The 26180-nt window shown below is 65.9% G+C and carries 27 protein-coding genes; 10 read left to right on the forward strand and 17 right to left on the reverse strand.

The features are described 5' to 3' along the window. The first annotated feature begins 216 nt into the window (after window positions 1–216). Together argG and P5W99_RS30880 are read left to right on the forward strand one after the other, a co-directional pair. A complete protein-coding gene (argG, locus tag P5W99_RS30875; protein WP_421028438.1) occupies window positions 217–1551 on the forward strand; it encodes an argininosuccinate synthase in 1335 nt (444 codons plus the stop codon). A 220-nt stretch (window positions 1552–1771) separates the two neighbouring features. Then, entirely contained in the window at window positions 1772–2194 is a 423-nt protein-coding gene (locus tag P5W99_RS30880; protein ID WP_421028439.1) for a hypothetical protein, read from the forward strand. Window positions 2195–2234: 40 nt separating this feature from the next. On the opposite strand, the gene P5W99_RS30885 is transcribed toward P5W99_RS30880, so the two are convergent. After that, window positions 2235–2963, reverse strand: a complete 729-nt coding sequence (locus tag P5W99_RS30885) for an MBL fold metallo-hydrolase (RefSeq protein ID WP_421028776.1) — start codon at window positions 2961–2963, stop codon at window positions 2235–2237. A gap of 190 nt (window positions 2964–3153) precedes the next feature. Further along, the gene (locus P5W99_RS30890) at window positions 3154–4101 is read right to left on the reverse strand and encodes a pseudouridine-5'-phosphate glycosidase (protein ID WP_421028440.1); all 948 of its coding nucleotides are present in this window, start codon (window positions 4099–4101) and stop codon (window positions 3154–3156) included. 210 nt (window positions 4102–4311) lie between these two features. On the opposite strand from P5W99_RS30890, the gene P5W99_RS30895 reads away from it, so the two are divergent. Further along, window positions 4312–5373, forward strand: a complete 1062-nt coding sequence (locus P5W99_RS30895) for a methyltransferase (protein ID WP_434665989.1) — start codon at window positions 4312–4314, stop codon at window positions 5371–5373. Between the two features lie 28 nt (window positions 5374–5401). Here P5W99_RS30895 and P5W99_RS30900 read toward each other — a convergent pair whose 3' ends face one another. Genes P5W99_RS30900 through P5W99_RS30910 form a run of 3 tightly spaced genes read right to left on the reverse strand, consistent with a single transcriptional unit; the run spans window position 5402 to window position 10730 of the window. Continuing rightward, complete coding sequence (locus P5W99_RS30900) at window positions 5402–8236, reverse strand: Hsp70 family protein (protein ID WP_434665991.1); 2835 nt, start codon at window positions 8234–8236, stop codon at window positions 5402–5404. Window positions 8237–8262: 26 nt separating this feature from the next. After that, complete coding sequence (locus P5W99_RS30905; protein ID WP_421028442.1) at window positions 8263–10125, reverse strand: Hsp70 family protein; 1863 nt, start codon at window positions 10123–10125, stop codon at window positions 8263–8265. Then, entirely contained in the window at window positions 10122–10730 is a 609-nt protein-coding gene (locus P5W99_RS30910; RefSeq protein ID WP_421028443.1) for a DUF2760 domain-containing protein, read from the reverse strand. Before P5W99_RS30910 ends, P5W99_RS30905 begins: the two co-directional genes overlap by 4 nt. Before the next feature lie 574 nt (window positions 10731–11304). Here P5W99_RS30910 and P5W99_RS30915 point away from each other — a divergent pair. From P5W99_RS30915 to P5W99_RS30945, 7 genes are all read left to right on the forward strand, one after another. Next, a complete protein-coding gene (locus tag P5W99_RS30915; protein ID WP_421028444.1) occupies window positions 11305–11844 on the forward strand; it encodes an aspartate carbamoyltransferase in 540 nt (179 codons plus the stop codon). A gap of 24 nt (window positions 11845–11868) precedes the next feature. Continuing rightward, window positions 11869–12513 carry a Crp/Fnr family transcriptional regulator gene (locus P5W99_RS30920; RefSeq protein ID WP_421028445.1) on the forward strand — a complete coding sequence of 215 codons (645 nt, stop codon included), beginning with the start codon at window positions 11869–11871 and terminating at the stop codon, window positions 12511–12513. Window positions 12514–12803: 290 nt separating this feature from the next. Beyond that, on the forward strand, window positions 12804–13322 hold the full coding sequence (locus P5W99_RS30925) for an Rrf2 family transcriptional regulator (protein WP_434665996.1): 519 nt from the start codon (window positions 12804–12806) through the stop codon (window positions 13320–13322). A gap of 186 nt (window positions 13323–13508) precedes the next feature. Continuing rightward, the gene (locus P5W99_RS30930; RefSeq protein ID WP_434665999.1) at window positions 13509–14048 is read left to right on the forward strand and encodes a hemerythrin domain-containing protein; all 540 of its coding nucleotides are present in this window, start codon (window positions 13509–13511) and stop codon (window positions 14046–14048) included. A 39-nt stretch (window positions 14049–14087) separates the two neighbouring features. Next, the gene (locus P5W99_RS30935; protein WP_421028448.1) at window positions 14088–14357 is read left to right on the forward strand and encodes a DUF2249 domain-containing protein; all 270 of its coding nucleotides are present in this window, start codon (window positions 14088–14090) and stop codon (window positions 14355–14357) included. A 56-nt stretch (window positions 14358–14413) separates the two neighbouring features. Then, on the forward strand, window positions 14414–15253 hold the full coding sequence (locus tag P5W99_RS30940; RefSeq protein ID WP_421028449.1) for a helix-turn-helix domain-containing protein: 840 nt from the start codon (window positions 14414–14416) through the stop codon (window positions 15251–15253). A 177-nt stretch (window positions 15254–15430) separates the two neighbouring features. After that, window positions 15431–15652 carry a hypothetical protein gene (locus P5W99_RS30945; protein WP_434666003.1) on the forward strand — a complete coding sequence of 74 codons (222 nt, stop codon included), beginning with the start codon at window positions 15431–15433 and terminating at the stop codon, window positions 15650–15652. 281 nt (window positions 15653–15933) lie between these two features. On the opposite strand, the gene P5W99_RS30950 is transcribed toward P5W99_RS30945, so the two are convergent. The 12 genes from P5W99_RS30950 to P5W99_RS31005 all read right to left on the reverse strand — a co-directional run bounded on the left by P5W99_RS30950 (window position 15934) and on the right by P5W99_RS31005 (window position 26077). Then, the gene (locus P5W99_RS30950) at window positions 15934–16509 is read right to left on the reverse strand and encodes a hemerythrin domain-containing protein (RefSeq protein WP_421028451.1); all 576 of its coding nucleotides are present in this window, start codon (window positions 16507–16509) and stop codon (window positions 15934–15936) included. Then, the gene (locus P5W99_RS30955) at window positions 16493–16846 is read right to left on the reverse strand and encodes a carboxymuconolactone decarboxylase family protein (protein WP_421028452.1); all 354 of its coding nucleotides are present in this window, start codon (window positions 16844–16846) and stop codon (window positions 16493–16495) included. The genes P5W99_RS30950 and P5W99_RS30955 overlap by 17 nt, the downstream gene beginning before the upstream one ends. Before the next feature lie 117 nt (window positions 16847–16963). Beyond that, on the reverse strand, window positions 16964–17176 hold the full coding sequence (locus P5W99_RS30960) for a hypothetical protein (RefSeq protein ID WP_421028453.1): 213 nt from the start codon (window positions 17174–17176) through the stop codon (window positions 16964–16966). A 20-nt stretch (window positions 17177–17196) separates the two neighbouring features. Next, window positions 17197–17580 (reverse strand): cupin domain-containing protein, encoded by a 384-nt coding sequence (locus P5W99_RS30965; protein WP_421028778.1) that lies wholly within the window; start codon window positions 17578–17580, stop codon window positions 17197–17199. 29 nt (window positions 17581–17609) lie between these two features. Then, the gene (locus P5W99_RS30970; protein ID WP_421028454.1) at window positions 17610–18317 is read right to left on the reverse strand and encodes a succinate dehydrogenase/fumarate reductase iron-sulfur subunit; all 708 of its coding nucleotides are present in this window, start codon (window positions 18315–18317) and stop codon (window positions 17610–17612) included. A 434-nt stretch (window positions 18318–18751) separates the two neighbouring features. After that, window positions 18752–19081, reverse strand: coding sequence for a hypothetical protein (locus P5W99_RS30975; RefSeq protein WP_421028455.1), 330 nt, complete (start codon window positions 19079–19081; stop codon window positions 18752–18754). Continuing rightward, window positions 19078–19626 (reverse strand): hotdog family protein, encoded by a 549-nt coding sequence (locus tag P5W99_RS30980; RefSeq protein WP_434666008.1) that lies wholly within the window; start codon window positions 19624–19626, stop codon window positions 19078–19080. The genes P5W99_RS30975 and P5W99_RS30980 overlap by 4 nt, the downstream gene beginning before the upstream one ends. Beyond that, on the reverse strand, window positions 19623–20453 hold the full coding sequence (locus P5W99_RS30985) for a beta-ketoacyl synthase chain length factor (protein ID WP_421028457.1): 831 nt from the start codon (window positions 20451–20453) through the stop codon (window positions 19623–19625). The genes P5W99_RS30980 and P5W99_RS30985 overlap by 4 nt, the downstream gene beginning before the upstream one ends. A 7-nt stretch (window positions 20454–20460) precedes the next feature. Then, on the reverse strand, window positions 20461–21717 hold the full coding sequence (locus tag P5W99_RS30990; RefSeq protein ID WP_434666011.1) for a beta-ketoacyl-[acyl-carrier-protein] synthase family protein: 1257 nt from the start codon (window positions 21715–21717) through the stop codon (window positions 20461–20463). 65 nt (window positions 21718–21782) lie between these two features. Beyond that, on the reverse strand, window positions 21783–22739 hold the full coding sequence (locus P5W99_RS30995) for a polysaccharide deacetylase family protein (RefSeq protein ID WP_421028459.1): 957 nt from the start codon (window positions 22737–22739) through the stop codon (window positions 21783–21785). Next, window positions 22736–25327, reverse strand: coding sequence for an MMPL family transporter (locus P5W99_RS31000; RefSeq protein ID WP_421028460.1), 2592 nt, complete (start codon window positions 25325–25327; stop codon window positions 22736–22738). Before P5W99_RS31000 ends, P5W99_RS30995 begins: the two co-directional genes overlap by 4 nt. 45 nt (window positions 25328–25372) lie before the next feature. After that, window positions 25373–26077 carry an outer membrane lipoprotein carrier protein LolA gene (locus P5W99_RS31005; protein WP_434666015.1) on the reverse strand — a complete coding sequence of 235 codons (705 nt, stop codon included), beginning with the start codon at window positions 26075–26077 and terminating at the stop codon, window positions 25373–25375. Window positions 26078–26180 lie beyond the last annotated feature (103 nt).

A 26180-nucleotide genomic window follows, 5' to 3' on the forward strand; every position in this document is an offset into this window, starting at 1 on the left:
CTTGCAAGACGCGATCAGTAGCGGGTGGGTTTGTGGGGAGCGACCCTGCAAGAACGGCAACTCCTCGCCACCTCTCGCCAAACCCGCCAAAATTGGCCCCAAAATGCGCTTCAAAAGTCGCTGCCGGGCACGATTTCTACCGGAGCAGGGGTTCAGCCCTCGCGCTTCGGGTAAACTATGCGCCTGGTCAATGTCCTCCATTAACGGGTTTTGTCGATGAGTACGATTCTTGAAAGTGTTCCGGTTGGTCAAAAAGTAGGTATTGCGTTCTCGGGCGGCCTCGACACGAGCGCCGCGCTGCACTGGATGCGCAAGAAGGGCGCCGTGCCGTACGCCTATACCGCCAACCTTGGCCAGCCCGACGAGGACGACTACGATTCGATCCCGCGCCGCGCAACGGAGTACGGCGCCGAGGGCGCCCGCCTGATCGACTGCCGCGCGCAGCTCGTGGCCGAAGGCATCGCGGCGCTGCAAAGCAGCGCGTTCCACGTCTCGACGGGCGGCGTCACCTACTTCAACACCACGCCGCTCGGGCGCGCCGTGACGGGCACGATGCTCGTCGCCGCGATGAAGGAAGACGGCGTCAACATCTGGGGCGACGGCTCGACCTACAAGGGCAACGACATTGAGCGTTTCTACCGCTACGGCCTGCTCGTCAACCCGGATCTGAAGATCTACAAGCCGTGGCTCGACCAGCTGTTCATCGACGAGCTCGGCGGCCGCGCGGAAATGTCGGAATTCATGCAGCAGTCGGGCTTCGCGTACAAGATGTCGGCGGAGAAGGCTTACTCGACGGACTCGAACCTGCTCGGCGCGACGCATGAAGCCAAGGATCTGGAGAGCCTCGAGTCGGGCATCAAGATCGTGAACCCGATCATGGGCGTGGCGTTCTGGCGCGACGACGTCAAGGTCGACCGCGAGGAAGTCACGATCCGCTTCGAGGAAGGCCAGCCGGTTGCGCTGAACGGCAAGACCTTCCCGAATGCGGTCGAACTGCTGCTCGAAGCGAACCGCATCGGCGGCCGTCATGGTCTGGGCATGAGCGACCAGATCGAGAACCGCATCATCGAGGCGAAGAGCCGCGGCATCTACGAAGCCCCGGGTATGGCGCTGCTGTATATCGCTTATGAGCGCCTCGTCACCGGCATTCATAACGAAGACACCATCGAGCAATATCGCGAGAATGGCCGCCGTCTGGGCCGCCTGCTGTACCAGGGCCGCTGGTTCGATCCGCAGGCGATCATGCTGCGCGAGACGGCACAGCGCTGGGTCGCGCGCGCGATCACGGGTGAAGTGACGCTCGAGCTGCGCCGTGGCAACGACTACTCGATCCTGAGCACGAAGTCGCCGAATCTCACGTATCAGCCTGAACGTCTGTCGATGGAGAAGGTGGCTTCGACGTTCTCGCCGCGCGATCGTATCGGTCAGCTGACGATGCGTAATCTCGACATTACCGATACGCGCGACAAGCTGCGTGTTTATGCGCAAGTCGGCCTGCTGACGCCGGGCGAGGCTTCGGCGCTGCCGCAGATCAAGGACGAGAAAAAGTAAGGGGGGCGGCCGGGTGGTTTCAGGCCGCTGCGTCGCTATGCTGTGAATCCCCGCGTTACCGGTCGGTCGATATGGACGGCTTGGGACGCGGGTTTTTTTTGGCGCTTCGCAGCCAGGCACTTGATGCACCAGATTTTTGGAGGATGATCCCGCAACCGCGTTTTTCCTTTAACTACGGCATGGTTTTTCTTGCGTCGCCGAGGTACGGCAGGAGGCTTGCATGACTGAAACATGGCAGTTCCAGATCCGCATTACCGTCGCGCCCGAACTGGCCGAGGCGTTGCGCACGCGCACCCAGCATCAAGAGCGCGATTTGCTTGAAGCGGTCTTGCATGAGCGCAACGCCTCGTTGAAGTGCCAGTACGATGCATTCGCCGAGTATGTCGAAGAAGCGGAGAAGGCGGGGCGGGACCGTTACCCTCTGTACCAGTGGACGAAGGATACGATCGATAGCCCCGAGAAAAAGGCGAAGTATCTGAGGTCGTTCACGGTGTACGTCCGAGGCGACGAGGTCTACGACAGGGAAACAGCCGCCTGGCTATACGAACGGCTATCTGCTCTCGCTGGCAAGGTAGGCATCGAAGCAGTGAGCCGGTTTGATACGAATCCGGCAAATAACCCGCAGCCGCCCGCGCGAAAGTGAGGCAGGCCCGTCGCACCGAAGCAATCCTTTCACATCGAGGCTAGCCGCGCTCGACGCTATCGGCGAGCGCGCGCAGCAAGGCTGCGCCATCGCCGCGCCAGGCACTGCCGTGCATGCAGGCGAGCGTGGTCGGCTGCAATGCCGCGAGGCGTTCCAGCATTGAGCGGGCGTTGGTGGTGTGCGAGAAGTAATCCATCTGATGACGGAAGGCCTCGCTCGGCTCGAAGATGTCACTCTCGACAAGCGGCGGGGGACGCGAGCCGCCTTGAGTAAACAAGTCGCCGCAGAGCAGCGTTGACGATGTGGTTTCCATGAGAAACCCGCATTCCCACGAGTGAGGTAGATGCGGCGTGTAAAGCCAGCGCACGCTGTGCTGCCCCAGCGAGATCGTCTCGTCATCATCGAGTGCGCGTGGCGGCCGGTCGGCAAAATCGCCAACCGAGACCATGGCCGCGATTTGACCGCATAGAGGCTCCGCACGCGGCGCGACGGCGAGAAATTCATTAAGTGCGCCGCATTCGTCGGATTCGAAATGCGAGAAGCCGATATGGCGCAAACGGTCTATTGGCATGATCCGCTCGACCGCTTCTCTCACGACTGGAAACAGTTTGCGCAGACCAGTATGAAATAGCAGCGGCTCGTCGTCGTCGATCAGGTACTGGTTGAAGGAGAATCCGCCGCCGGGGATCTCGGCCGGCGTGGAGATGCGATAGATGCGATTCGCAATCTCATCGATGGTCGTGCCGCTAAAAAGGGATAGGGTCGCCATGGTGCGCTCCTTCAATCGATGTGCGCGGACTACCGAGGAATCTGCCGGCGTTGATTCGTCGCCAGACAGGTTTTCATTGCGAGCCGCCCGGCCGTGCCACAACCGCGCGCATCACGGCCCTCTGCCACCGTGGCGGCCGCCGGTTGCCTGCTGGGGATTGGGCAAGCATGCGCATGGTCCTCTCGCCTTGCTACGCCTCACCGGCTCCACGCCGCGAGTGTGCCAACGCGAGCGCGAGCCGTGCGCCGACCTCTGCGTTGTGTTTGACGAGTGCGATGTTTGTCGCCAGACTGCGCCCGCCCGTCAGCGCCTTGATGCGGGCCAGTACGAAAGGGGTGACGGCCTTGCCGGTGATGCCTTGCGCCGCAGCCTCAGCAAGCGCCTGCCGGGTCAGGGCATCGATTTCTTCGGACGGCATCGCCGCTGCTTCCGGGACCGGTGTGCTCAACACCACGCCGCCCACAAGGCCCAGGTCCCACTTGGTGCGGATGAAGCGCGCCTGGTCCGCGGCGTCGTCCAGCCTGAAATCCGCGCGATAGCCGCTGTCCCGCGTATAAAACGCTGCGAAATTGTCCTGCTCGCAACTGAGCACGGGTACGCCGTGCGTTTCCAGATATTCCAGTGTGAGCCCGATATCGAGGATGGACTTCGCACCGGCACACACCACCGCCACCGAGGTCTTTGCCAACTCCTGAAGATCCGCGGAGATGTCAAAGGTTTCCTGCGCACCGCGATGCACGCCTCCTATGCCTCCGGTGACGAAAACCTCGATGCCGGCCAGGGCGGCGCATATCATCGTGCCCGCCACCGTCGTGGCGCCGAGACCGCCGCTGGCCAGCACGGCCGGCAGGTCGCGGCGGCTGACCTTATGCACCTGATCCGAGCTGCCGAGCAGTTCCAGTTCGTCTTCGCAAAGACCGATGCGGATTCGTCCGCCGATCAGCGCGATCGTCGCGGGCTCGGCGCCCAGATCACGGACCAACGCTTCGACTTCGCGCGCGGTGCGCACGTTCTCCGGATAGGGCATGCCGTGCGCGATGATGGTCGACTCCAGCGCGACCAGCGGGCGGCCGGCGGCCTTTGCAGCGGCTACGGTGGGGTTGAACGTCAACCAGGCGTGTGCGCGGTCTGCGGTCATGTCCTTGGGTCTTCGAGGAGTTTGAACTTGAGTATGCAGTATAGGACCGCTTCATAAGTCTGTTGAACTCGCACAAGGACACTTTCATCGTGGCCGACATGCCAGGTCTTTGGCTTCGCTTTGTACGGTAGCGCACATCGAGCAAATTTGGTCAGCCTACGATGTCAGCAGGCACTTCACCCCCCCCCCACATCGGTGCCGGGAGCAACCATGGCCAACACACCACACCAGGTTCCACAGGCGTCCGGGGCTGACGCCGCGAATCAGCGCGAGCCCTCGCCTGAACGGCTGCTCCAGGTGGGCATGGGATTCTGGGCGGCCAAGACGCTGCTGTCAGCGGTCGAACTGGGTGTGTTCACGCACCTTGCGCTCACTCCTCGCGACGTTGCGGAACTTCGTGACGTAGTCGGACTGCATCCGCGCTCGGCCCACGATTTTTTCGATGCGCTGGTCGCGTTGAATTTTCTGGAGCGCGAGGACGGGAAATATCGCAATACACCAGACACCGCGTTGTTTCTGGACAAGGCGAAGCCCAGCTACGTGGGTGGATTGCTGGAAATGGCCAACGCCCGGCTGTATCCGTTCTGGGGCCTGCTGACGGAAGCGCTTCGCACCGGAAAGCCGCAGAACGAGGCCAAACACGGCGGCAACCCTTTCGATGCGATCTATCGAGACGAGTCGTCGCTACGCGGCTTCCTTCAGGCGATGACGGGGATCAGTCTGGGTGCAGCCAGGGCGATGGCGCAGAAATTCCCGTGGCAAAACTACGGCACATTCATCGACATTGGCGCGGCGCAAGGCGCCTTGCCCGTGGAGATCGCACTTGCGCATCCGCACTTGCACGGCGGCGGTTTCGACCTGCCGGTGGTGGGCCCGGTGTTTGAGGACTACGTGGCCTCGCACGGCCTGCAGGAGCGGCTGCACTTTCATTCGGGCGACTTCTTCAAAGATCCGTGCCCCTCGGCGGACGTGCTGGTGATGGGGCACATCCTTCACGACTGGGACCTCGAGCAGAAGATGGCGCTCCTCGCGAAGTGCCGCGCGGCGCTGCCTCCCGGAGGTTGCCTGATCGTCTACGACGCGTTGATCGACGATGAGCGCAGGCAGAATGCATTCGGCCTGCTGATGAGCTTGAACATGCTGATCGAGACGCCGGGCGGTTTCGACTATACCGGTGCGCAGTGTTGTGCATGGATGAGGGAGGCCGGCTTCTCCCAGGTGCGCGTCGAGCCGCTCGCCGGCCCGGATTCGATGGTGATCGGAACCAGATAAAAGCGTCCGGAATTCCGCCACGAACCGCTCACTCCACCATCAACTTCAAGCCCGCCGGCAACGCTTCGCCAAATACCCGTCCCGTATCGGCGCTGTCGAGCGTCACGACCTCGCGCACCATCTGGATCCACGTGGCCGGCGCATTCGCGCCTTCGAGCCGCTTGAGAACCGCTTCGCGCACAGCAGGCTCCAGATCGCGCGACCGGTCCCCCGTCATGCGCGCAATCTGCGCCGCGGCGAACATGGCCGGCTCGACCTTCTTCCAGTCGAGCGCGAGAATCGCGTCGAGCCAGCGCGTAGCCACCTCGGGTGCTACAACCCCATGCGCACTGCCATAAAAAGGCAAGCGAGCACCAATGCGCCCCACGGCCCACCAACTCTGATGATTCTCCGCAGGCTTCTGCAAGCGCGCCAACAGCTGCTCGCCGATCTCGATCTTTCGCTCCGCGCCAATGCGCTCCAGCGATGCATAAAGCCGCACCATATCTGCATGCCCGAGCTTCGCGGGATCGAATGGAAGCTTGTGCTTCTTCGAGCTCGCCGCTTCCTCGAGCCAGCGCATCGCTTCGAGCACCTGCTCCTGCGCAGCTTCGTCGAGGCCGCCTGCCGTGCGCCGCCATAGCGTCCACCACTCGGACCAGACCTGGCCTTCATTGACGTGCTGTATGCCGTCGTCGAAGAGCGTCCAGAGTTGTTCGACGCGCCACTCGTCAAGCGGATAACCGAAGCCAGGGCGCACGCAAAAACCCGCAAGGTTCAGCCACAGCCGCTCATGATCGGGCGAACGGCGTCGGCGCGCCGCGCGCTCCCACAGCGCGCCGAATAGCTCGCGCAGCAGGGGGCCGTCCCAGTTCTGTCTCGGCCCGAGGCAGTGTTCGAGTTGCGCGCGCAGGCGCTTCACTTCCTTGTGATCGACCTTCGCCGACTTCGGGCCAAAGACCCGGTCGATCAAGGCAATCGCTTCATCGAGCCCGGCGTGGCGCGCGCTCTGGTCCGCCGCGGCGCCCGAGGCTTCGTCGCGGCGCAGCTGGAATTCGAGCAGCCAGCGTTGCGCGTCGTTGTCGGTGGCGATGCAGCGCACTTCCAGCGTGCCCACTTCGGTCAGTTGCGCAGTGAGCCTGACTGGCCGTTCTTGTTCCGCGTGGCCGCCGGGTGCGCCCCTGGTTTCCTGGCGTTGCACCACCGTGGAGAGCGGCGGCAAGCGCACGAAGTCCGCCGACGAAACATCGGCGATTTCGCCGGGCCGCCAGGCCGTGTCCGCGACCGTCGAGACCAGATGGAATTGCACCGGATGGCCCAGGCGCAGCGCGAACACGCGCTCGTCGAGGCGCACCTCGTGGCCTTCCTCGGTGCCGCGCGGCAACAGGCAGACGCCGCGTGCTTTCGCGTTGTCATCGTCGGCGCGCTTGCCGTTTGCTTCGTCCAGCACGAGAAAGTAGCTGCGCGGCGAGCCGCCGCCGATGCGCGGCGCGCGCCCCGCGCGGGCCAGCGCGAAGGCGACCGCGCCGCGCGCGACCGCCACGTCGGGCTGGTCGTTTTGCAGCACGGTGAGCGGCTGCTCGCGCCACGCGCCCAGCGTTTCGCGCAGCCGCGAGGAAAGCGCTTTCGCGCGGAACACGCCGCCATTGAGCAGCAGCGTGTCGGGTACAGGCAAGGGCGCGGGCAGGGCGGTTTCCCCGCTTCCCGCATCGCCGAGCGCCTCGCGCGACTGCGCGGCGAAGCGGTGCAGGAACGCCGCGATATGGCGCGTGATCGCCGCGTCGGCGGCATAGGGCAGGCCGAATTCGACGATGGCCGCTCGCGAGCGGCGCGGCAGGTCGTCGGGGCCGCCTGCGGGGAAGAAGCCATCCACGACGATGCGTTCGGCTTCGTCGCGCGCAAGCTGGGTCGTGCGCGCGCCGCCGATCAGCCGCGAGCCCGCGCCGAGCAGCGTCACGCCAACGGCCTCGGGCGCGGCTTCGCCCAGCAATTGTTCTTTGGCGACGCGGCACCGCTCCACGAGTTGCGAGAGGCTTGCGGCGCTCAGACGCGCGTTCTCGCCCGCGAGCCGGCTTTCGGCTAGATGGGCGAGCGCGAGGTCCATGTTGTCGCCGCCCAGCATCAGGTGGTTGCCCACGCCAATGCGGCTCAGTTGCGGCTCGCCGTTTTCGACGTGGACCTTGATGAGCGTGAGGTCGGTCGTGCCGCCGCCCACATCGCACACCAGCACGAGGCGCGTCTGCGCGAGCTCGGTCTGCAGCGTTTCGCGATGATGGAACAGCCAGTCGTAGAACGCGGCCTGCGGTTCTTCGAGCAGACGCAGCGCGGGCAGTTGCGCGCGCCGCGCGGCTTCGAGCGTGAGCGCGCGTGCGCCGTCGTCGAACGAGGCGGGCACGGTGAGCACCACGTCCTGCTGTTCGAGCGGCGCGTGCGGGAAACGGTGGTTCCACGCTGCGCGCACGTGCGCGAGGTAGCTCGCGCTCGCGTCGACAGGCGAGACCTTGCCGACGTCGTCGGGCGCCCCCCACGGCAGGATCGGCGCGAGCCGGTCCACTGAAGCGTGCGAGAGCCAGCTTTTCGCACTGGCGACGAGCCGGCCCGGCACCTGCGCGCCGAGCGTGCGCGCCAGGCAGCCGATGACCGGCACAGTTGCTGTGGAATCCGAAGCATCGGGCGTGGGCCACGGCAATTGTTGCGCACCGGGCGCGAGTTCGCCCGGCGCCGGGTGATAGCGCGCCGAGGGCAGGAGCGGCTGCGCGCCCACTTCGCCGGGCGTGGTGAGCTGCTCGATATCGAAGACGCGGATCTCGTCCGCGCCTGCCTCTGCGTAGGCAACGACCGTGTTGCTCGTGCCGAGGTCGATGCCTACGACGTATCGCTTCATGGAGCTCAAGAGAGGGTTGGCCGGAGTCAGGCGCTCGCGCCGCCGCGCACGTCGAACTCGACCTTCCAGCGCTCGCTGCTGCCGCTCGGCACGGCTTCGAGTTCCAGCGTGCCGGCTTCGGTCACGCGCGCGTGCAGCTTGACGGGCACGACTTCGCCGGGCGTGCGGCCATCTGCGGGCAGCGTGGCCTGGATTTCTTCGAGCTCTTGCAGTTCTTCCGGCGACCAGTAGTCGAGCAGGGTGCCCACTTGATCCTGGCGGCGCACCGATGAGCCGAAGAAGCGGAAGTGCACCGGCTCGCCCACAACGAGGCCGAACTCTTGCGACGGCAGCGCGGCGTCCGTGCCTTCCTCCATGCCGAACGGCGCGACGCACAGCGCCGAGACTGGCGGCTCGAGCCCGGGCACCGCCGGCATGGCCGATTCGATCGCCACGTAGTACGCGCGCGCCGTGCCGCCGCGAATGCGCACGCCCTTGCCGCGCTTCACATAGCCGTAGTACGCCGCGCCGCGCGCCACGGCGAGGTCGAGGTCGGCGCCGCCCAAGAGGCGTGCCGCGGCCGCGCCTTCGGCGGCGAGCCAGCCGTTGAGAATGTCGAGCACGCGCCCGGCGAGCAGCGGCGACTTGAACACGCCGCCGTTGAACAGCACGGCCGTGGGGTGCAGGAAGCTGGCGCCTCCATCGATTCCGGCCTGATCGGCCGATTGCGCAAACCCTTCGAGTTCCGCGAGCGCGCCCACCTGGCGGCCGAGGAACGCCGCGAGATGGCGCGTCACGCCCGCGTCCTGCGCGTAGGGCAGCCCAAGCTGCGTGAGGCCGGCGCGGGCGCGCGTGACGGGCCGCGCTGCCGCGTCCACTTGCGGGAAGAACCCTTCGAGGATGATCTGCGTGAGTTCGGTGCGTGTGAGCTCGGTGCGGATCGAGCCGCCGATCAGCTTCGAGCCGCGGCTCGGCACGACGAGCGGCACGGTCTCCACGCTCGGGTCGGAGAGCAGCGTCTCCTTGGCCGAGCGGCACGCGTAGGTGAGCGCGCGCAGTTGCCACGGATCGGCCTGGGTGCCTTGCGCCGCGAGCTTGCGCGCGACCACGTGGGCGAGCGCGAGATCCATGTTGTCGCCGCCGAGCAGGATGTGCTCGCCCACCGCCACGCGGTGCAGTTCCAGATTGCCTTCGCGCTCGACCACGGCGATCAGCGAGAGGTCGGTCGTGCCGCCGCCGACGTCCACCACGAGGATCACGTCGCCGACCTTCACTTCCTTGCGCCACGCGCCGCCGCTCTTCTGAATCCAGCTATAGAGCGCGGCCTGGGGTTCTTCCAGCAGCGTCATGCGCGCGTAGCCGGCGGCCTGCGCGGCCTCGGCCGTGAGTTCGCGCGCGGCCGGGTCGAACGAGGCCGGAATCGTGACGGTGATGTCCTGCTCCGCGAACGGGGCTTCGGGGTGCGCGTGGTCCCATGCCTCGCGCAGGTGCGTGAGGTAGCGAATCGAGCTTTCGAGCGGCGAGACGCGCGCGACTTCGGGCGGCGCGTCGTTGGGCAGGATCGCGGCGCGGCGGTCCACGCCGGGATGGCAGAGCCAGCTCTTGGCGCTCGACACGAGACGGATGGGCGTGCCGGCGCCGCGGCTGCGCGCCATCTCACCCACGGCGTATTCGCGCGTGGTGGTCCAGGGCAGCGTGAGGTCGCCCGGCGTCAGTTCGCCCGCGTTGGGCAAGTAGAGGAACGAGGGCAGCAGCTCGGGCGACTCGATCGCGCCGGGCGCGGTCAATTGCGTGACAGGCAGCACGCCCTGAGTGGCCTTTTCGCCATCGCTGCCGGCGAGATCGACGTACGAGAGCGCGCAATGCGTGGTGCCGAGGTCGACGCCGATGGAATAACGCGGATCGCTCACAGTTCCACCTCTGCCGGTGCGAGGACCTTGGCGTCGTTCGACTTCACGAGCTTGGGCAGCTTGACGTCTTCGACGCGCCAGCCGCGGTGGCTGATCGTGCCGTGGTACGGCGCCGCGCCCACCACGTTGCCGGTCAGGCGAATGGCGGTAGCGTCGAAGCCTTCGGCGACGGTCACGCGGCTGCCCTCGGCTTCCGTGCGCACCGGGCGGATCGTGAAGTGCTCGCGCAGCGTGGCGCGGCAGCCTTCGTGCACGAGGCGCGCCGCAGCGCCGATGTCGGCGTCGCCATAGTTGGCGATGTCTTCCTCGACGAAGTCCACGAAGCGCGCGTTGCGCTGGAGCAGGCCGAGCAGTTGCAGCGCCGACTGCGGGCTGGCTTCCTCGATGGCGGCCACGGGCGCGGGAGCGGGCTTGGCGACGGGCGCGGCGGCCGGAGCCGGAGCTGCGGCTTGCGGTGCGGGGGCGGGCGCAGGCGTGGATACCGGCGTCTCGCCGTCGCGCAGGCGGCGCACGCCGGCGGCCAGTTCGGCATTGCCGAGAATGGCAAAAAACGATCCGAAGGCAAGCGAGAGCCTGCCCGCGAAAGAAATCTTGGGTTCGGTCATCAAAACAACTCCAGTGGGCTCGCCGGTCTGGGCGAGCGGTCCGGCCGGCTTCGCGTCGAGGTGTTCACAGTACCTCTTCGGGACGTCCATCGTGTGACGGCGGGGGCTGTTCAGGCCCCACAGGCGGCAGCCGGCAGGAAAAACATGAGCCCTGCATGGGATCAAACGTGGGCTCAAAACCCGTATTTTGCCTTGTCGCGGGCGCGAGACGGGTATTTTGGCCGTTCGGGGGAGGGAATTAGCGGTTCCGCAGGCCGTTGGCCGCGCATTTGCGGCTGCCGGAACGCGACCGGCGGTGTACTTGGAGCGTCGATATCGGCTTGACTGCGGGACTTGCCTACTTACCCCCGTTAACTCCGCCATCTTGCCGCGAAAGACTATGACGCAAGCTGAGACGCCATGGAGGGTAAGTCATGCAGGGCGCCGGTTACGGGGCTAGCGTGCGGGGTGCTTCGCCGCTCGTCGCGGTTGCAAAAAACCGGCTCTGCGCGCACCTGGCAGATATGATTCCAGTCATAGTTAACTGGCGACAGGGCGCGCTACACTGCACGCGCATTGATGACCGGGGACATCCATGGCACGCATCGCCTCCGTTTTCCTGCTTGCCGCGTCCGTCGCGGCAGCAGTCGCCTGTTCTTCCGCCGTTGCCGACGCGACAGCGAGGCAGAAAGACGTTGCCGAACGGGGACATGACGTTATGCCGTTTTCCCTCACGGCGACCACCCACATCTTTACGAAGACCGCGGACGGTGGCATCCAGCAGGTCGTAACCACGCGAAACGATCCCGGACAGGCCACGTTAATCCGCCAGCATCTCGCGATGATCGCGCAACAGTTTGCCGCCGGCGACTTCGAAGGCCCGGAGCATATCCATGGGAAAGACATGCCGGGTCTGGCTACCCTTCGCGCCGCGAAGCCGGGCGAGTTGACGATCACTTACCGCGACCTGCCAAAAGGCGGCGAAATTGCCTATCGGAGCGCTCAGCCCGCGCTGGTTATCGCGCTGCACCAGTGGTTCGAAGCACAATTGTCCGACCATGGTCACGATGCGATGGCAGGACACCGCCCGGACATGATGCATCACCATGCGGCTGGTACAGGGACTTCCAGGTGATGCCAACGCGCTAAAGAAGCCCCCATGGTCACGTCCGATTCGAACGCAGCCCCGTGCGGGACCAGTCTCCCGTCTTCCTGGCCCGAAACCCTGCGTCTGGCCGCAAAGCCAAGACACTACGACGCCAGCGCGACCGTCTTCCATCGCGGACAGTCGGTGCAGGCCGTCTATCAGGTTCTTTCGGGGCGTTTGTTGCTGAGGCGTGACGAAGCCGGCGGTGAGTCCATTACGTTACAGACTGCCGAACCGGGCGACTTCGTGGCCGAAGCAAGCCTCTTCAGTGCGCGGTACCACTGCGATGGCGTGTGCCCGGTGGCCAGTCAATTGCTCGTTCTACCTAAAGAAGCGGTACTGGCATCTCTGCGGGCCGATTCGACCTTTGCGATCGACTGGATCCGTCTGCTGTCGCAGCAATTGATGCAATCGCGTGCACGCGCAGAGCGCCTTACCCTCCGATCACCGCGCGAGCGCATCCTGCAGTGCCTGCGGCTCGAAGCCGACGCGCGGGGCACATTCACGCTGCCCGGGACCCTCATGCAATGGGCGCGCATGCTCGGCATGGCACACGAGACCCTCTATCGCACGCTGGCCCAGCTCGAGCGAGAAGGTCTTGTCGAACGTGACGGCCCCCGTTTCGCCTTGTGTGGATCAACTCGTAAGGATAGCTAATCTACTCGATCTGAATCAATGGCGCCCGGCATAGCTCATCACCACGGCGCCATCCAGCGCGACGATGTCAATTTGTCGCACCACGAGAAGTGTTGCCCGCCGGGAGCTGAAGCGACAGGCAGGTTGCTGAAATTATCGGGTACCACAGTTGATTTGTTATGCGAACCAATCTTACGACGGCATTGTAAATTCGGAATAAATGATGTACCGTGAATGCATGTTAATTGCCGGTCCGCGTTGAACGGCCGCGCACCCGGGTCCAGCCAGACCGCCTCAGGCAAGGAGTTGCCATGCATCTCACCGTCTACACCGATTACACGCTTCGGGTGATGATGTACCTTGCTCTGAAGTATCCGGATGGTGGCGTCGCGACGATCGACGAGATTGCGGGGGCTTACGGGATTTCGCGCAATCACCTGACGAAAATCATCCACGAACTCAGTCAGGTCGGTCTCATCGAGACGGCGCGCGGGCGGGCCGGTGGCGCCCGTTTGGCGCGCGCGCCCGGGAAGATTTCGGTGGGGGAAATCGTGCGCGTGGCCGAGAAGGATTTCTCCGTGGTGCGTTGCCACGACATGAGCGTCGCGCACGACTGCGCGATTTTTCCAGCCTGCAATCTCAGGCGCAGGCTGTACAGGGCGGTCGATGCCTTTCTCCATGAACTCGACACCATGACGTTGCAGGAGGCCATTGTTGCGCCCGCCGTTGCGGCTTCCGTTCTGGGCGTGACCGGCGGTCGCGAACGGGTACCGGTGGCCGTGTCGAGACCGCACGGTGGCACGAGGCACAGGGCAGGAGTCCAGTCATGAAAACACATCTCCCGCATCGTTTTTCTTTCGGGTCACCTGCATTGGAGTGGCCCGTACTGAGACTCGGACTCCGACCGTTTTATCTCTGCAGCGCGATGTGCTCGCTACGCTGGTCTGGCCTGGCGCGCGGCAAGGCGTGTCGAATCGACGGCAAGGCGGGCTGACACGAAACGATGTGAGCACACAATGAAGTCCAACAGTTTACTTACCAAAGCCGCACCGTCTTTCGACGAACCCGTTGAAATGCTGAAGGCGTGTCATGAACGCATTGCAGCGCAGTGCGCGACACTCGGGAAGCTTGCTGCATACCTGCCTTCGCACGGCGCGGATACGCAGGCGCAGCAGACAGCCAGAAACATCATGCGTTATTTCGACATCGCAGGGCCGCATCATCATGCCGACGAGGAACAGGATCTCTTTCCGGTGTTGATCGAGGCTAGTGCGCGCCTGCACTCACCAGTGGGTGAGCGAATCGCATCCCTGCTTGACGAGCATCGGATTCTGGAGGCGTCGTGGGCGCAATTGCGCACAGTATTGGCCGACATCGCCGAAGGGAGAACAAGGCTGCTCGAACCGGTCCTGGTGTCCGACTTTGTCGACGCTTACCGCAGCCACATCGCGCTTGAGGAACGTGAGATTTTCCCGTTTGCTCAAGCATGTCTCGATCGACAGCAATTGGCGAGGCTAAGCGCCAACATGGTGGCACGCCGCACCATTACGCCTTAGTGACGCACACGATCAACCACCTTTTCAGAAGAAACCGCCATGCAAGATCCAGCTGAGGTCTTTCCGATTCTTTCCGAACCGCACGCCTTCGACGCCCGCGGCGTCGCCAGACGTTTCCGTCACGCTGCCCTTTTCGGCGCGCTCAATGCACTGGAGCCCGGCGAGGTGATGCGTTTTGTCAACGACCATGACCCGCTGCCGCTTCTCGCACAGATCAGGCAGCACTTCGGGTCGCGCGTGGGCATCGGATATGTTGCTCGCGAGCCGGGCAACATCGTGATCGACTTCACGGTGAAGACTCCGGATTGAAATGCGGGCCCGATGCGGTCATGCGTTTAGCTGGATATTCATGAGCAGAGGGAAGCATGTTCACCACAACCTTAACCGGGAGAAGCGCCCCTTCGGTTCCTGTTCGCGAGTTGCCCGTGCAGCCAGGCGACCAGCGGGCACGAATGATGAATGTCGGCTGCAAAACCTGCGCAATGGCGGGACTGTGCACCCATAGCCGCATTGACACGTCCACCCACGAGCGGATCAACGATGCTGTCCAGTGCGTGCGCATCGTCCATCGCGGCCACGCGTTGTACCGCCCGGGCGACGCGTTCCGGAGCATCTATGCGATCCGCACAGGGTCGTTCAAGACTGTGGTCATGCATCGCGAAGGGCATGAGCAGGTCACGGGTTTTGGCATCGTTGGAGATACGCTTGGCATCGATGGCATTGCCAATGGCAGGCATAGCTGCGAGGCGGTCGCGCTGGAAGACAGCTCGGTATGCGTGATGCCGTTCGATCTGCTCGAAGTGCTGTGCCGGGAAGTGAGCGCAATTCAGCATCATGTGCACCAGATGCTGGGTGCCGAGATCGTGCGTGAGTCCACACTCATGATGCTGCTCGGCACCATGACAGCGGAGGAGCGGGTGGCCTTCTTTTTTGCCGACCTGTCGCGGCGCTGGCAGGCGCGCGGCTATTCCGCCGCTGAATTTACGCTGAAGATGACACGCGAGGAAATGGGCTGCTACCTCGGGTTGAAGCTTGAAACGGTCAGCCGGACAGTAACGAAATTGCAGCGGCGCCGGCTGATTCATGCGTGTGGCAAGGATCTCCGGATTCTTGATATCGACGGGTTGCGAGAGTTGGCGGCGGACGTTGCCCCGGCTCCCTTCCGGGGTCAACCGCAGCAGCAGGCATATGGACTGCGTGCCTGAGGCTCGTTTATCAGAGCGTCGGACTGGAGGACATGGATGAACACGTTACACGAAGTCGAAAGCCTTGCATCCCGACAGGTCGACCATAGCGGAGACCCGGGCGTGAGGCACGCACGGCCTTCGAGCCGCACCACATCAGAAAGCATGGCGGCACCCGCTTGCGCCACGAATTTCCCGATGTTGACGCCGCACGAGATCGCCACGCTCATGCTCGTCGCCCATACCCCCGGGCAGGTCAGCATCGAGCGGCCCGACCTGCTGCCCTTGTTGACCGGCGATCTGGTCAGCATCGACAGGTGCCCCAGGTGCCGGGGCAAACCTCAGGTGACGCCGTTGGGCGAGCATCTCGTTGTCCGGCTTTGCAGGGCGACGCAGCAGGCATCGAAAATCGCGTCTTGAATCCTTTAGCCCGGTTCAGGCCATCATTGAGGCACGTTATGCAAACTCTTCCTGACACCATACGCACGGACCATTCGTGCGCAGATCACCTCGAAGCCCTGATTGACGAGGCGGGGGCGGAAAGCTTCCCGGCAAGCGATCCTCCCGCCGTCCATCCGGACTCCTGGCGCGTCACGACCCGTGCGGCCCCCAGGGTCACGCCGGCAGGAACCCCGGTATAGATCAAGTGCTGAAGGCGGGGGCACCAGCTTGGCGGCCTCCCGTTTGCCCGTCCGGAGGCGTTACGCGTCGTCCTCCGGGCATCCGCAATCCGCTTCGGTCGCGATCACGCGGTGCAGTTGCACAAAGCGCTCATGGACCGGCGTCTGGAAAAGCGGGTCGGCCAACCGATCGGGGCTTGCCCGCGCAATTGAAGACCAGTCGCCGGAATCCAGATGACGCGTCGCGATGGGGAACATCGTGAGTTCCTCAACGGCCATGTTATGGCGCAGCCGCTCCGCGTACAGCCGGACACGGAACTCGAGGAGTTCTGCGGACATATTTTCATCACGTACCATCGATTCGAGGTCCTGAATCAGTTCGTGGCCCTGAAGCGCCAGCGTCGCGTGCTGTGCCGACAGCTCGCTTGCCAGCTCCCGGGCCAACGCCTTCTTCTCGAGCAGCTTGCCGATAATGCGGTCCTCCAGCGCGTGGTGGTTCACGTCAGGAAACCGTGTCAGGTAATACAGGGCATCCACGAGCAGCGCGCTGTTCGCCGCTGCCCGCGCGTCGCGGAGCATCGATTGACGCTCGAGGAGGCGCACGAGTCGCTCAAGACGCCGGTGCTCGGCGATCAGGCTGTCAATGATGCTCGTCATGGCGGGCCTGGCGCGACTGCGCCTCTTCCTTCATTACGTCGAGCGCCAGCACCGAATGTGCGTAAGCCGCGCCTGCACGCATTTCGGCCGCGACCCAGATCGCCTCCATGATTTCGTTATCTGATGCCCCAGCCTTCAGCGCCTCCTTCGTATGCCCCCGTATGCAGTAAGGACATTGGGTGACGTGCGCGACGGCCACCGCGATCAGTTGTTTCGTTTTTGCCGGTAGTGCGCCATCGGCAAAGACGCTGCTGCTGAAAGCCCTGAACGCCGTGATCGCTTCGGGAGCAAGTTCCCGGCGTCGTCTGGCTATTTCCGGGCCTGGTTGCGGATACATTGAATTTTCCATCATTCACCTTCTGCAAAAACGTGGACGTTCGAGGTCGACATCGTCGTGCTGGACGTGCCGGGCGCTGACCGCCGCCAGGAACTGAGGTTCCGGCGGGCGCGGCCGTCATGACGGCCGGGGTGCGGAACCCGTTTGTAACCATCGCTTGAACTCCAGATACGCGACGATGAAGCGATGCCGGTAGGGATGGGCGTGCGCGAAATGTCCTTTGTTGAGGATCGCACGACGGTAGATGTACATCGTGCGGCGCACCCACTCGGTGGCCTCAGGCAACCCGTCACGTTCAATGAGAAACTCAATGCGCGCCCGCTCGCTCATTCTGGCCTCGCTGTCCTCTTTCAGGCCTGGCTTGTCGCGTTTCCCTGCTGATCGTCCGCTGGGGTCGCCTGGTGAGCATGCGGAAGGTAAAGGGTCACGAGCACTGAGCCGCTTTCTACGGCCTCGAGCCAATGGGGTTCCCCGGGCAACAGGAACAACAAATCTCCGCTGCGCATCACCTGTGTTCCCGCGCCGGTGCCGAACTTGACGACGCCTTCCAGGCACTGCACGGTGATTTCACCGGGCGCCCGGTGCTCGGGGATATGCTTGCCCGCCGGAAGCACGAGTCGAACGACTTCCATGTGCTCCGAGCGCATGAGGGTGACAGATTTCGAAACTCGCAGTGCATCGCCGAGGGGGTGAACGTCGATCAGTTCGCCCTGTGACGCCCGTGGCATCGCCATAATCGCCTCGCTATGTTGTTTTGCAGTATTCAAATTGTCCGGCGCGCAAGCATGGTGCGGATCTCGCCGATCGCTCTGGCCGGATTCAGGCCCTTTGGGCAGACGTCCGTGCAGTTCAGTATCGTCCGGCAACGGAAGAGGCGGTACGGATCGTCAAGATTGTCGAGTCGCTCGCCGGTGGCTTCATCGCGGGAATCCACCAGAAAGCGATAGGCCTGCAGGAGGCCGGCAGGCCCGACATATTTGTCCGGATTCCACCAGTACGAGGGACACGCGCTGGAGCAGCACGAGCACAAAATGCACTCGTAGAGACCATCGAGTTGATCGCGTTCCTCGGGCGTCTGGCGCCTTTCCCGCTCGGGTGGGGGCGTATCGTTGATCAGCCAGGGCTTGACTGAGTGGTACTGCTTGAAGAACGCAGTCATGTCAACGATCAGGTCGCGGACGACCGGCAGCCCGGGCAACGGCCGCAGGACCGTGTGGCGGGGGATGTCGTTGAGGTTGGTGATGCAGGCGAGCCCATTCTTGCGATTGATGTTCATCGCGTCCGAGCCGCACACGCCCTCGCGGCACGAGCGCCGGAAGCTCAGCGTCTCGTCCTGTGCTTTCAGGCGGACCAGCACGTCAAGCAACATCCTGTCATTCGGAGTCACCTCTACCTCGTACGTTTGCATGTACGGGGTAGCATCCTTGTCTGGATCGTAGCGGAAAATTTCGAAGGTTCTTGTGTCACTCACAACATTCCTCCTTCTGTATAGGTCGCGTGTCCGGCGCGCGACACTCCCCACGTTGATCCACTCCTTGACATCGTGGGGCTAGCCGAATCCCGGGGTCACGGCCCGTATCGTATTTATATCACAACGTGATAGAGTCGGCTCGGCGCATTCGGCCTGAAGTGGCGATAGCAAGTAGATCGTCCGGTGACTGATTTGTCGGGGGCGTTTCCCGGTAGCGTGTACGACGGAAAACGGGAGCAGGAGCAGAGACTGAGGAGCGGCGGCGATAACCAGGGTGAGGACGGGTCCCGGGTGTTTCTTTCATATGCGAAGACGGATTGGCACAAGGCCGCTGCGGGGACCTTGCCCATGGCCGCGCGTTCGCTCACAACACGATGATTGCGCGCGCAACGGGTTAACGAATCGCACTCGTTACCCGCGCATCCCGACGCCCCTCACGCCGCTGTCTTCTGCGTTTCCCTACTACTGCTCGAGTCCGTGTGGAACACGCGCTTCGTGGCGCGCTTGGTCCCTTCCCAACCCTCGCGCGTGGCATGTTTGGTACCTTCCCAACCTTCGCGCGACACATGCGCGATGCCGTGGCCGACCGTTTTCGCCGCGTCCGCAGTAGCGTGGCCAAAGTCACGCGCGGCGTGACCGGTCTTCGTCGCAGCCTCTTTCGAGTCTTTCTTGATGTTCTCTTTCACGTCGTGGAGATCGGCGTAGGCCGCCGAGCTCGCCATGCCGGCCAGCAGCGCGGCTAGAACGATTTGGCGTGTTTTCACGTGGGTTCTCCCTTGAAACGGTTATCGGTGGTCCGGGCCAGCGCGCCGGACGCGTCGAGCATGACGGCTGCGCGTCCGCCAAGCAGGACCTCGTCGCCGCAGCGAATCGTGAAGCCGTAGAGGACGTTGTTGCCGTCCCCGCCTATGCGCTCGGCTTCCACGGTGAGCGGCGCGTCGAACGCGTCGAGGCGCGCGACATGGGCTTGCACGCCGCGCACGCTCGCAAGATAGCCCACGCGCGGGCGGCCCGGCGTTGCTGGCGCATGGGTGGTGTTGTGTCCGCCGTCCTGCGAGCCGGCGAGCGCGCCATGCACCGCCATCGCCTGCGCCGCATATTCGATGCCGCACACCGAGGCGAGCCGGCCCTGCGAACGCAGCGGGTTGTGCGCATCGCGGTGGCTGGTGGCTGTGCAGCGGATGTGCGTGTCGTCCCATGCGTCGACGCTGTCGAGCAGGCACATCGCGCCGCTGTGCGGAATGTGCGCGGCGATCCACGCGCGGTCGAGCGAGACGCGCAGCGCGACGTCTTGTACGTCTTGCGTCATCGCGCGCCCTCCGCTTGCGTTCCCTGCGACGGCGTGACGTCGATGCGCACGCGCGTGTCGGGCAGGTAGTCGATCACCACGCTCGCCGCGCGGCCCGTCGCAATCGCTTGGAGCAGCGGCAGCGCGCGCGCGGCGGGATTCTCCACCCGCAGGGCTTCGAGTTCGGGGGAGGCGAGTGGCGTGGCCGGCGCGTCGGTCAGCTTTGCCTCGATGTACGCCACGCCGTTCGCGTGCGCGTCTTCGGCCAGCGGCGCAAGCACGAGCGCCACGCCGAATCCGTTATCGATCGGGCGCACCGTGTGCAGCGGCTCGGGGTAGGCGCTCTCGTAGGCGATCAGGAGGCTCGGCGCGCCATCGACGACGATCTGGCACAGGCTCTCCAGCAGGCCCGCTGCGAAGCTGCCATCGTGCGCGCACAGCACGTTCGACGCGGCCCGCGAGCGCGCCGCGATGCTCCAGTAACCCGCCGCCGCGTTGTGCACCGAGTTGTGAAAGCGCGTGGGCGAGAGATGGCGGTCGTCGCTCGAAAGCATTGCGCAGATGGCGTGGCAGTTCTCGCCGTCGGCGCTCGATGCGGCGAAAACGGTCGCGAGCGTCGCGCCGTCGCGGCCGCTCGCGGCCAGGGCTTCGTGGCCCGCGGCGAGCGCGATTCTCACGATTGTGCCGGTGCGGCGCCGCTCGGCGGGAGGCAGGCCTTCGGGCGCGGGCGGCGCGGTGCGCGCGCTCGTCCACGGCGCGCGGCCCGCGAGCACGTCGGCGGCGTTTGGCCAGTTGGCGAGGCCAGGCCCGATCAGGCCGATGCTTTCGATGGAAGCGCGCAATTTCATGACCGGTTCACGCTCGCGGTTCGTGCCGCTCGCCCGGCAAACGGTCGGCGCGGCCAAGGATCAGGCTGCAATTCGTGCCGCCGAAGCCGAACGAATTGCTCAGGACAGCATAAAGGTCGGCGTCGCGGCTTTGCAGCACATAGTCAAGCCGGTGCGCGCCATCGTCGGCGAAGCCCAGCGCCGGATCGGGCTGCGTGGTGTTCACGCCCGCAGGCACGAAGCGGTGGCGCAGCGCGAGCCCGGCGATCACCGCTTCAAGCGCGCCCGCCGCGCCCAGCGTGTGGCCAGTCGCGCCCTTGGTCGAGCTGCACGGCGTGCCGTCGAAGAGGGCGCGCACCGCGAGGCTCTCGGCGGCGTCGTTGCTCGGTGTCGCGGTGCCGTGCAGGTTGATGTAGCCGATTTCGTGCGGTGCGATGCCCGCCGTCGCGAGCGCCTGCTCGATGGCCGCGCGCGCGCCCAGCCCTTCCGGGTGCGGCGAGGACATGTGGTGCGCGTCGCTCGATTCGCCCACGCCGAGCAGCAGCACGGCATCGCGATCGAGCAGGCTGCGGTCCTCGGGCATGCGCTCGATGAATGCGAACGCTGCCGCTTCGCCGATCGAGATGCCGTCGCGCGTCACGTCGAATGGCCGGCACGGCTGGCGCGAAAGCAGTTCGAGCGAGTTGAAGCCGTACAGCGTGGTGAGGCACAGCGAGTCGACGCCGCCCACGACCGCCGCGTCGATGAGCCCGGCTTCGATCATGCGCCGCGCGGTGCCGAACACCTTCGCGCCCGACGAGCACGCCGATGAGATCGCCGTGGCCGGGCCGCGCAGCGCGAAATACGCGCGCACGAATGCGGCCACGGAGTAGGCGTTGTGCGTTTGCGCGTAGCGGAACCCCGCGGGCAGTGCACCCGTCTGCGGGTCGCGCTGGACGTACGCGTGCTCGGTTTCGAGAATCCCGCTCGTGCTCGTGCCGATGAACACGCCGACACGGTCCGCGCCATATCGCGCGGCCGCCGCCTCGACGTGCGCGGCGAAGCCGTCCTGCACGAGGCCGATCTGCGCGAGCCGGTTGTTGCGGCACGCGTATTCGGCGAGATCGGCGCGCAGCGGCTCGTTGTCGACGCCCTCGACCGCGCCGATCCACGTATCGAGTTCCGCGCGCTCGAAATCGCACGGCGCGAGGCCGCCGCGCTGGCGGCGCAGTGCGTCGAGCGTCGCGTCGAGCCCGCGCCCGAGGCAGCTGGTGGCGGTGAAGTGCGAGAGCAGAAGTGGTTTCACGAAGGTCGAATCCGGTGGCTGAAGCGCAGGTCTCAAACGGGAGCCCGTTCGGGTATTGATTCTTATCAAATTTTATCAAATGGGGGGTGGTCGGCTCCGTTTCGGCCTGGGAGCCGGGCTGGCGGGCGGCCGTCGGCCGCCGCCGCTGGGTTCGCTGCGGTGTTCAGCGTCGCCGGGGCGAGGGAGAGGGCGTCGCGTAGCGTCGTCCAGCGTAGCTGCGCGCTCGCGGCGGCGCGCAGCACCTCGGGCAGCGCATCGAGCACCACGGGCTTGCCGCCCGGGCCGCGCGCCGCGTGGCCGTCATGCAGCAGCAGGATGTCGAGCGGCGCCAGGCCGTCCAGCAGGCGCTGCGCGACCTTGTGGCCGTCGTGCTCGCGCGTGTCGAAGCCGCGCCGCGTCCAGCTCGCCAGTTGCAGGCCGAACTCGCACAGCACCGGTTCGAGAAACGGATTGCGCAGGCCCGCCGGCGCGCGGAAAAAGTACGGCCGCGTCCCGCTGATCTCGGTGAGCGTGCGCTGCGCGGCTTCAATCTCGCGCCGCAGCGCGCCCGGCCCGCAGACAGAGAAGTTGTGCCGGTGCCGCTGGCTGTGGTTCTCGATGGCGTGGCCGCGCGCCACGATCTCCTCCACGCAGCGCGGGTGCCGCCGCGCCAGATCGCCGATGCAGAAAAACGTCGCGCGCGCGCCGTGCTGGTCGAGCAGGTCGAGCACGTGCGGCGTGACTTCGGGGTCGGGGCCGTCGTCGATGGTGAGGGCGATGCGGCGGTCGTCGCCGCCCTCCGCTGCGTGCGGCAGGCGCGTCCAGTTGGGCCCGAGCAGCGCGCTCCTCGGCCAGAGTCCCGCTGCCGTCAGCACAAGATGCGAGGCGACTACGCCGCCCACCGCCCAGGGCCAGGTCGACGGCTGGGCCAGCAGCGCCGCCGCCGCGCCCACATGCAGCGCCGCCGAGCCCGTGATCAGCGGCGCGGGTTTCCAGCGGCGCGGCGCGCCCGGCTGCGGTGCGAGTGTCGAAGGCGTGTTCATGCGCGGTATGCCTCGTGGCCTCGCAGTCCCGTGGCAGACGAGCGCGGCTGCGGTGCGAGAATCGCGGCGAAGGCGAGCGCGAGCATCGCGCCGGGGCCGACTGTGAGGCCGAAGGTTTCGAGCAGCGGCACCCGCGAGAGCGCGAGCAGGCCGAAGCCCGCGACCGTCGCAAGATTGGCGACCAGCAGCGAAACCAGCGTCTGCGGCGTGATGTGCGGCGCGCTTGCCGGTTCATGCAACGGTCCATGCGCCGGTTCGTTCGCCGCGCGGGCCGCGGGCTTGCAGAAGAACAGCGCATAGTTCGAGCCCACTGCCACGATCAGCAGCATGCCGACCAGATGGAGGATGGTCATCGGCACGCCCGCGAGCGCGAAGCACGCGGCCACTACCAGCACCGCCGCGACGAGCGGCGCGAGCGCGCGTGCCGCGCGCAGCGGCGAGCGCAGCGCGAACGCCAGTAGCACGGCAATCGCCGCGAAGCCTGCGAGCGAGAGGCGGATGTCCTCGTGGACGTAGTTCACATAGAGACCGTCGGCCTCCGCCTTGAGGTCGACGAACAGCGCGCCGGGCACGCCCGCGCGCGCGACGGCGGCGCTGATCGGCGCGGTGTCGAGGCTCGATCCGCTCGCGCGCGCCGCCGCGCCATCGGGCGCGCGCAGCGCGAGCATGGCGCGCCAGCGGCCTTCGCGTTCGGTCAACAAGGCATCGACGGCCAGCGCCATCGAGGTGCCGCGCAGGTCCGCGCGCGTGATCAAGGGCGCGTTGCGCGCGGCCTCGGCGTCGGCGAGGAACGGCGCGAAGACCTCGGGCTTGATGCTGATCGGCTGATTCGCGACGGCCTCGCGCATGCGCGCGGCGAGCGTGGCCGCATCGGGCAGGCTCGCGAGGCGCGCGCGCTGCGCGGCGTCGCTCGGCAGATAGCGCGCCGGGCTTTCGAAGCCCGCGAGCACGCCCTGGTCGACGAGCGGCTGCAGTTGCGCGCCGATCTTCTCCGCGCCTTCGAGCGCGGCCTGCTCGCTGGCGGCGGGAATCTCCACCAGATAGCGCACGTCGGGTGCGCCCACGTCGGCGCGCAGCCGCGCGTCGAGCGCCTGGCTCGCTGCCGGGACCGGGCTCAGCGAAGCGAGCTCGCGGCTCCACAGATCGCCGCGATGCATGGCGAGCACCGCGACGGCGGCCAGCGTCAGCGCCAGCAGGGGCCAGCGCAGACGGGGCGCGGCCTGTGCAGCCGAGGCGAGCCAGCCGCCGACGCGCGAGGTGTCGCGAATCGTCACGGCGCCGCCTTGCAGGCGCGGCAGCACGAAGCGCGTGACGAGCGCCGCCGTCACGAGCCCCGCGATCGAATACGCGCCCAGTTGCACGAGGCCCGGAAAGCCGGAGAACAGCATCGATGCGAATCCGCATACCGAGGTGAGCACGCCAAGCCGGATCGTCGGCCAGTAAGCGGCGACCCAGGCGCGCAGGGTATCGCGCGAGCGCCGCCCGGAACGCGTCTCGGCCGACTGCACGAACAGATAGATCGAATAATCGACGGCTTCGCCGATCAGCGTCGTGCCGAAGCCGAGCGTGAGCCCCTGGACCGTGCCGAACGCGAGGCTCACCGCGGCGATGCCCGCGGCCACGCCCGAGAGCACGGGCACGAGGCCGAGCGCGAGCGTGCGCGGCGAGCGGTAGAGCGTGAGCAGCAGCGCGACGATCAGCAAGAGGCTCAGGGCCGAGATGCGCTGGACGTCGTGGCGGATCGCGTCGCGCGTATCCACCGAGAACACGCCGGGGCCGGTCATTTCCAGCCGGTAGGCGGAAACAGCGGAAGCAGCCGAGGTTTTCGGCAGCGCGCGCGTGGCCGCGTCGAACGCGCTGCGGATCGCATCGATGGCGCTGGCCTGAGCGTCGGTATCGGAACCTGCTGCGGCGGTCTGCGCGACCAGCACGGCGCGCGTGCCGTCGCGCGAGGCCCACACGCCGTCGCGGCTTGCCGGCTGCGCGGCGCTGTCGAGCTCGCCGACCAGCGCGGCGACTTCGCCGGTCGGGTCGTGCGGCAGCAAGTCCTTGGCGACGAGGCCCGCCGACGAGCTCAGCAAGTCGAGGCTTTCGCCCAGCGCCGCATGCAGGCCTCCGGCCGTGAAGCGCTGCGGCGTGACCGCCGGGCTCAGCGCGTAGCGGTACGCGAACACGAATTGCTGATCGCGCGCGTCGTTCACGGCTTCGCCGTTGTGGACCGCCGCGAAGCGCGGGTCGGCGCGCAGCCGGGCCGCGACTTGCCGCGAGAGCTGGGCGCGCGCGGCGGCATCGGTGTTGTTGCTGGGATCGTTGGAACCGTTGGGAACGCCCCCGGCGATGGAGACGAGAATCAGCCGCGAGACCACGCCGTCGCGCAACTGATCGACGAGCACGCGCTGGCCGGCGCTCGGCGAGCGCGGCAGGAACGCGGAAAGGTCGGTGCTGAAATGGGTGCGCGCGATGATTCCCGCGCAGGCGATGAGGAACAGCAGCCACACGAGCACTGCGTGGCGCTGCAGCGCCTGTGCGAGCGCGCGCAAGCCTCGGGCTTGCTGCGTTGGCGAGGTTGGCGAGGTGCGATCGTCCATGCGCGCGGCTGCCTGCTTACCGGTGGGTTGGGCTCAATTCAGAGCTCAATTCGCCGCCGACGCGGGCAGCGGGCGCAGGCGCATCAGCGAATGATCGCCGCCCGCCTGCTGGATCGCCACGCTGCGCAGCGCGTCGCCGGCGCCTTCGAGCGTGATCGCGCTCACCGCCTTGAGCATGCGCGAATCGCGCGGCGTGAGCGTGAGCGTCCAGTTCTGGCCGCTGCCGGTGAGCGCGACCTGATACGTCTGTTCGAGCACGGGCCGGTTGCCCGTGAGCGTGGCGCGGATGCTCTCGATGAACGCGCCCAGCTCCGGATAGCGCGCGAGCGCGAGCGTGTATTTGCGCTGGTTGCGCTCGACGGTGAGCATGTCGCCGTCCACCACGAGATGCTCGGGCTTGGGCTCGAGCGTGTTTTTCTCCAGATGGTCGGGCGCGACGAACACCAGCTCGCCCGACGATTCGATCGGCTGCGAGGCGATCGCGAGGTATTTGGTCTCGGTGAACGCGGCGCGGCCCGACTTGTGCTGGGCGAGCGTGGACATGAGGCGGTCGAGCGACCAGGCGGAGGTGTCGGGCGTTTGTGCTGTTTGTGCCGCTTGTACCGCTTGTGCTGCCTGGGCTGCGAGCGCCGGCACGGCGGGCGCGAACGTAAGCGCGGTCACGGCGCTTGCGCTCATCGCGCACGCGACGACGCGGCGCGCAAGCCGCTGGCCGATGAACGGGCGGACGAAACTGCGGATGGCGCTCATGCGTCGGAAGTCTCCCGGGCGGCAAGGCCCGCGTGCGCTGCTGCGCTGCGTCGCGCGCGAGCGGTGTCGGCGCGGTTCGTCGCATAGGCGTTTCTGGCGACGC

It is taken from the genome of Paraburkholderia sp. A3BS-1L, assembly GCF_051125215.1.
In the GTDB taxonomy this organism is placed as follows: domain Bacteria; phylum Pseudomonadota; class Gammaproteobacteria; order Burkholderiales; family Burkholderiaceae; genus Paraburkholderia.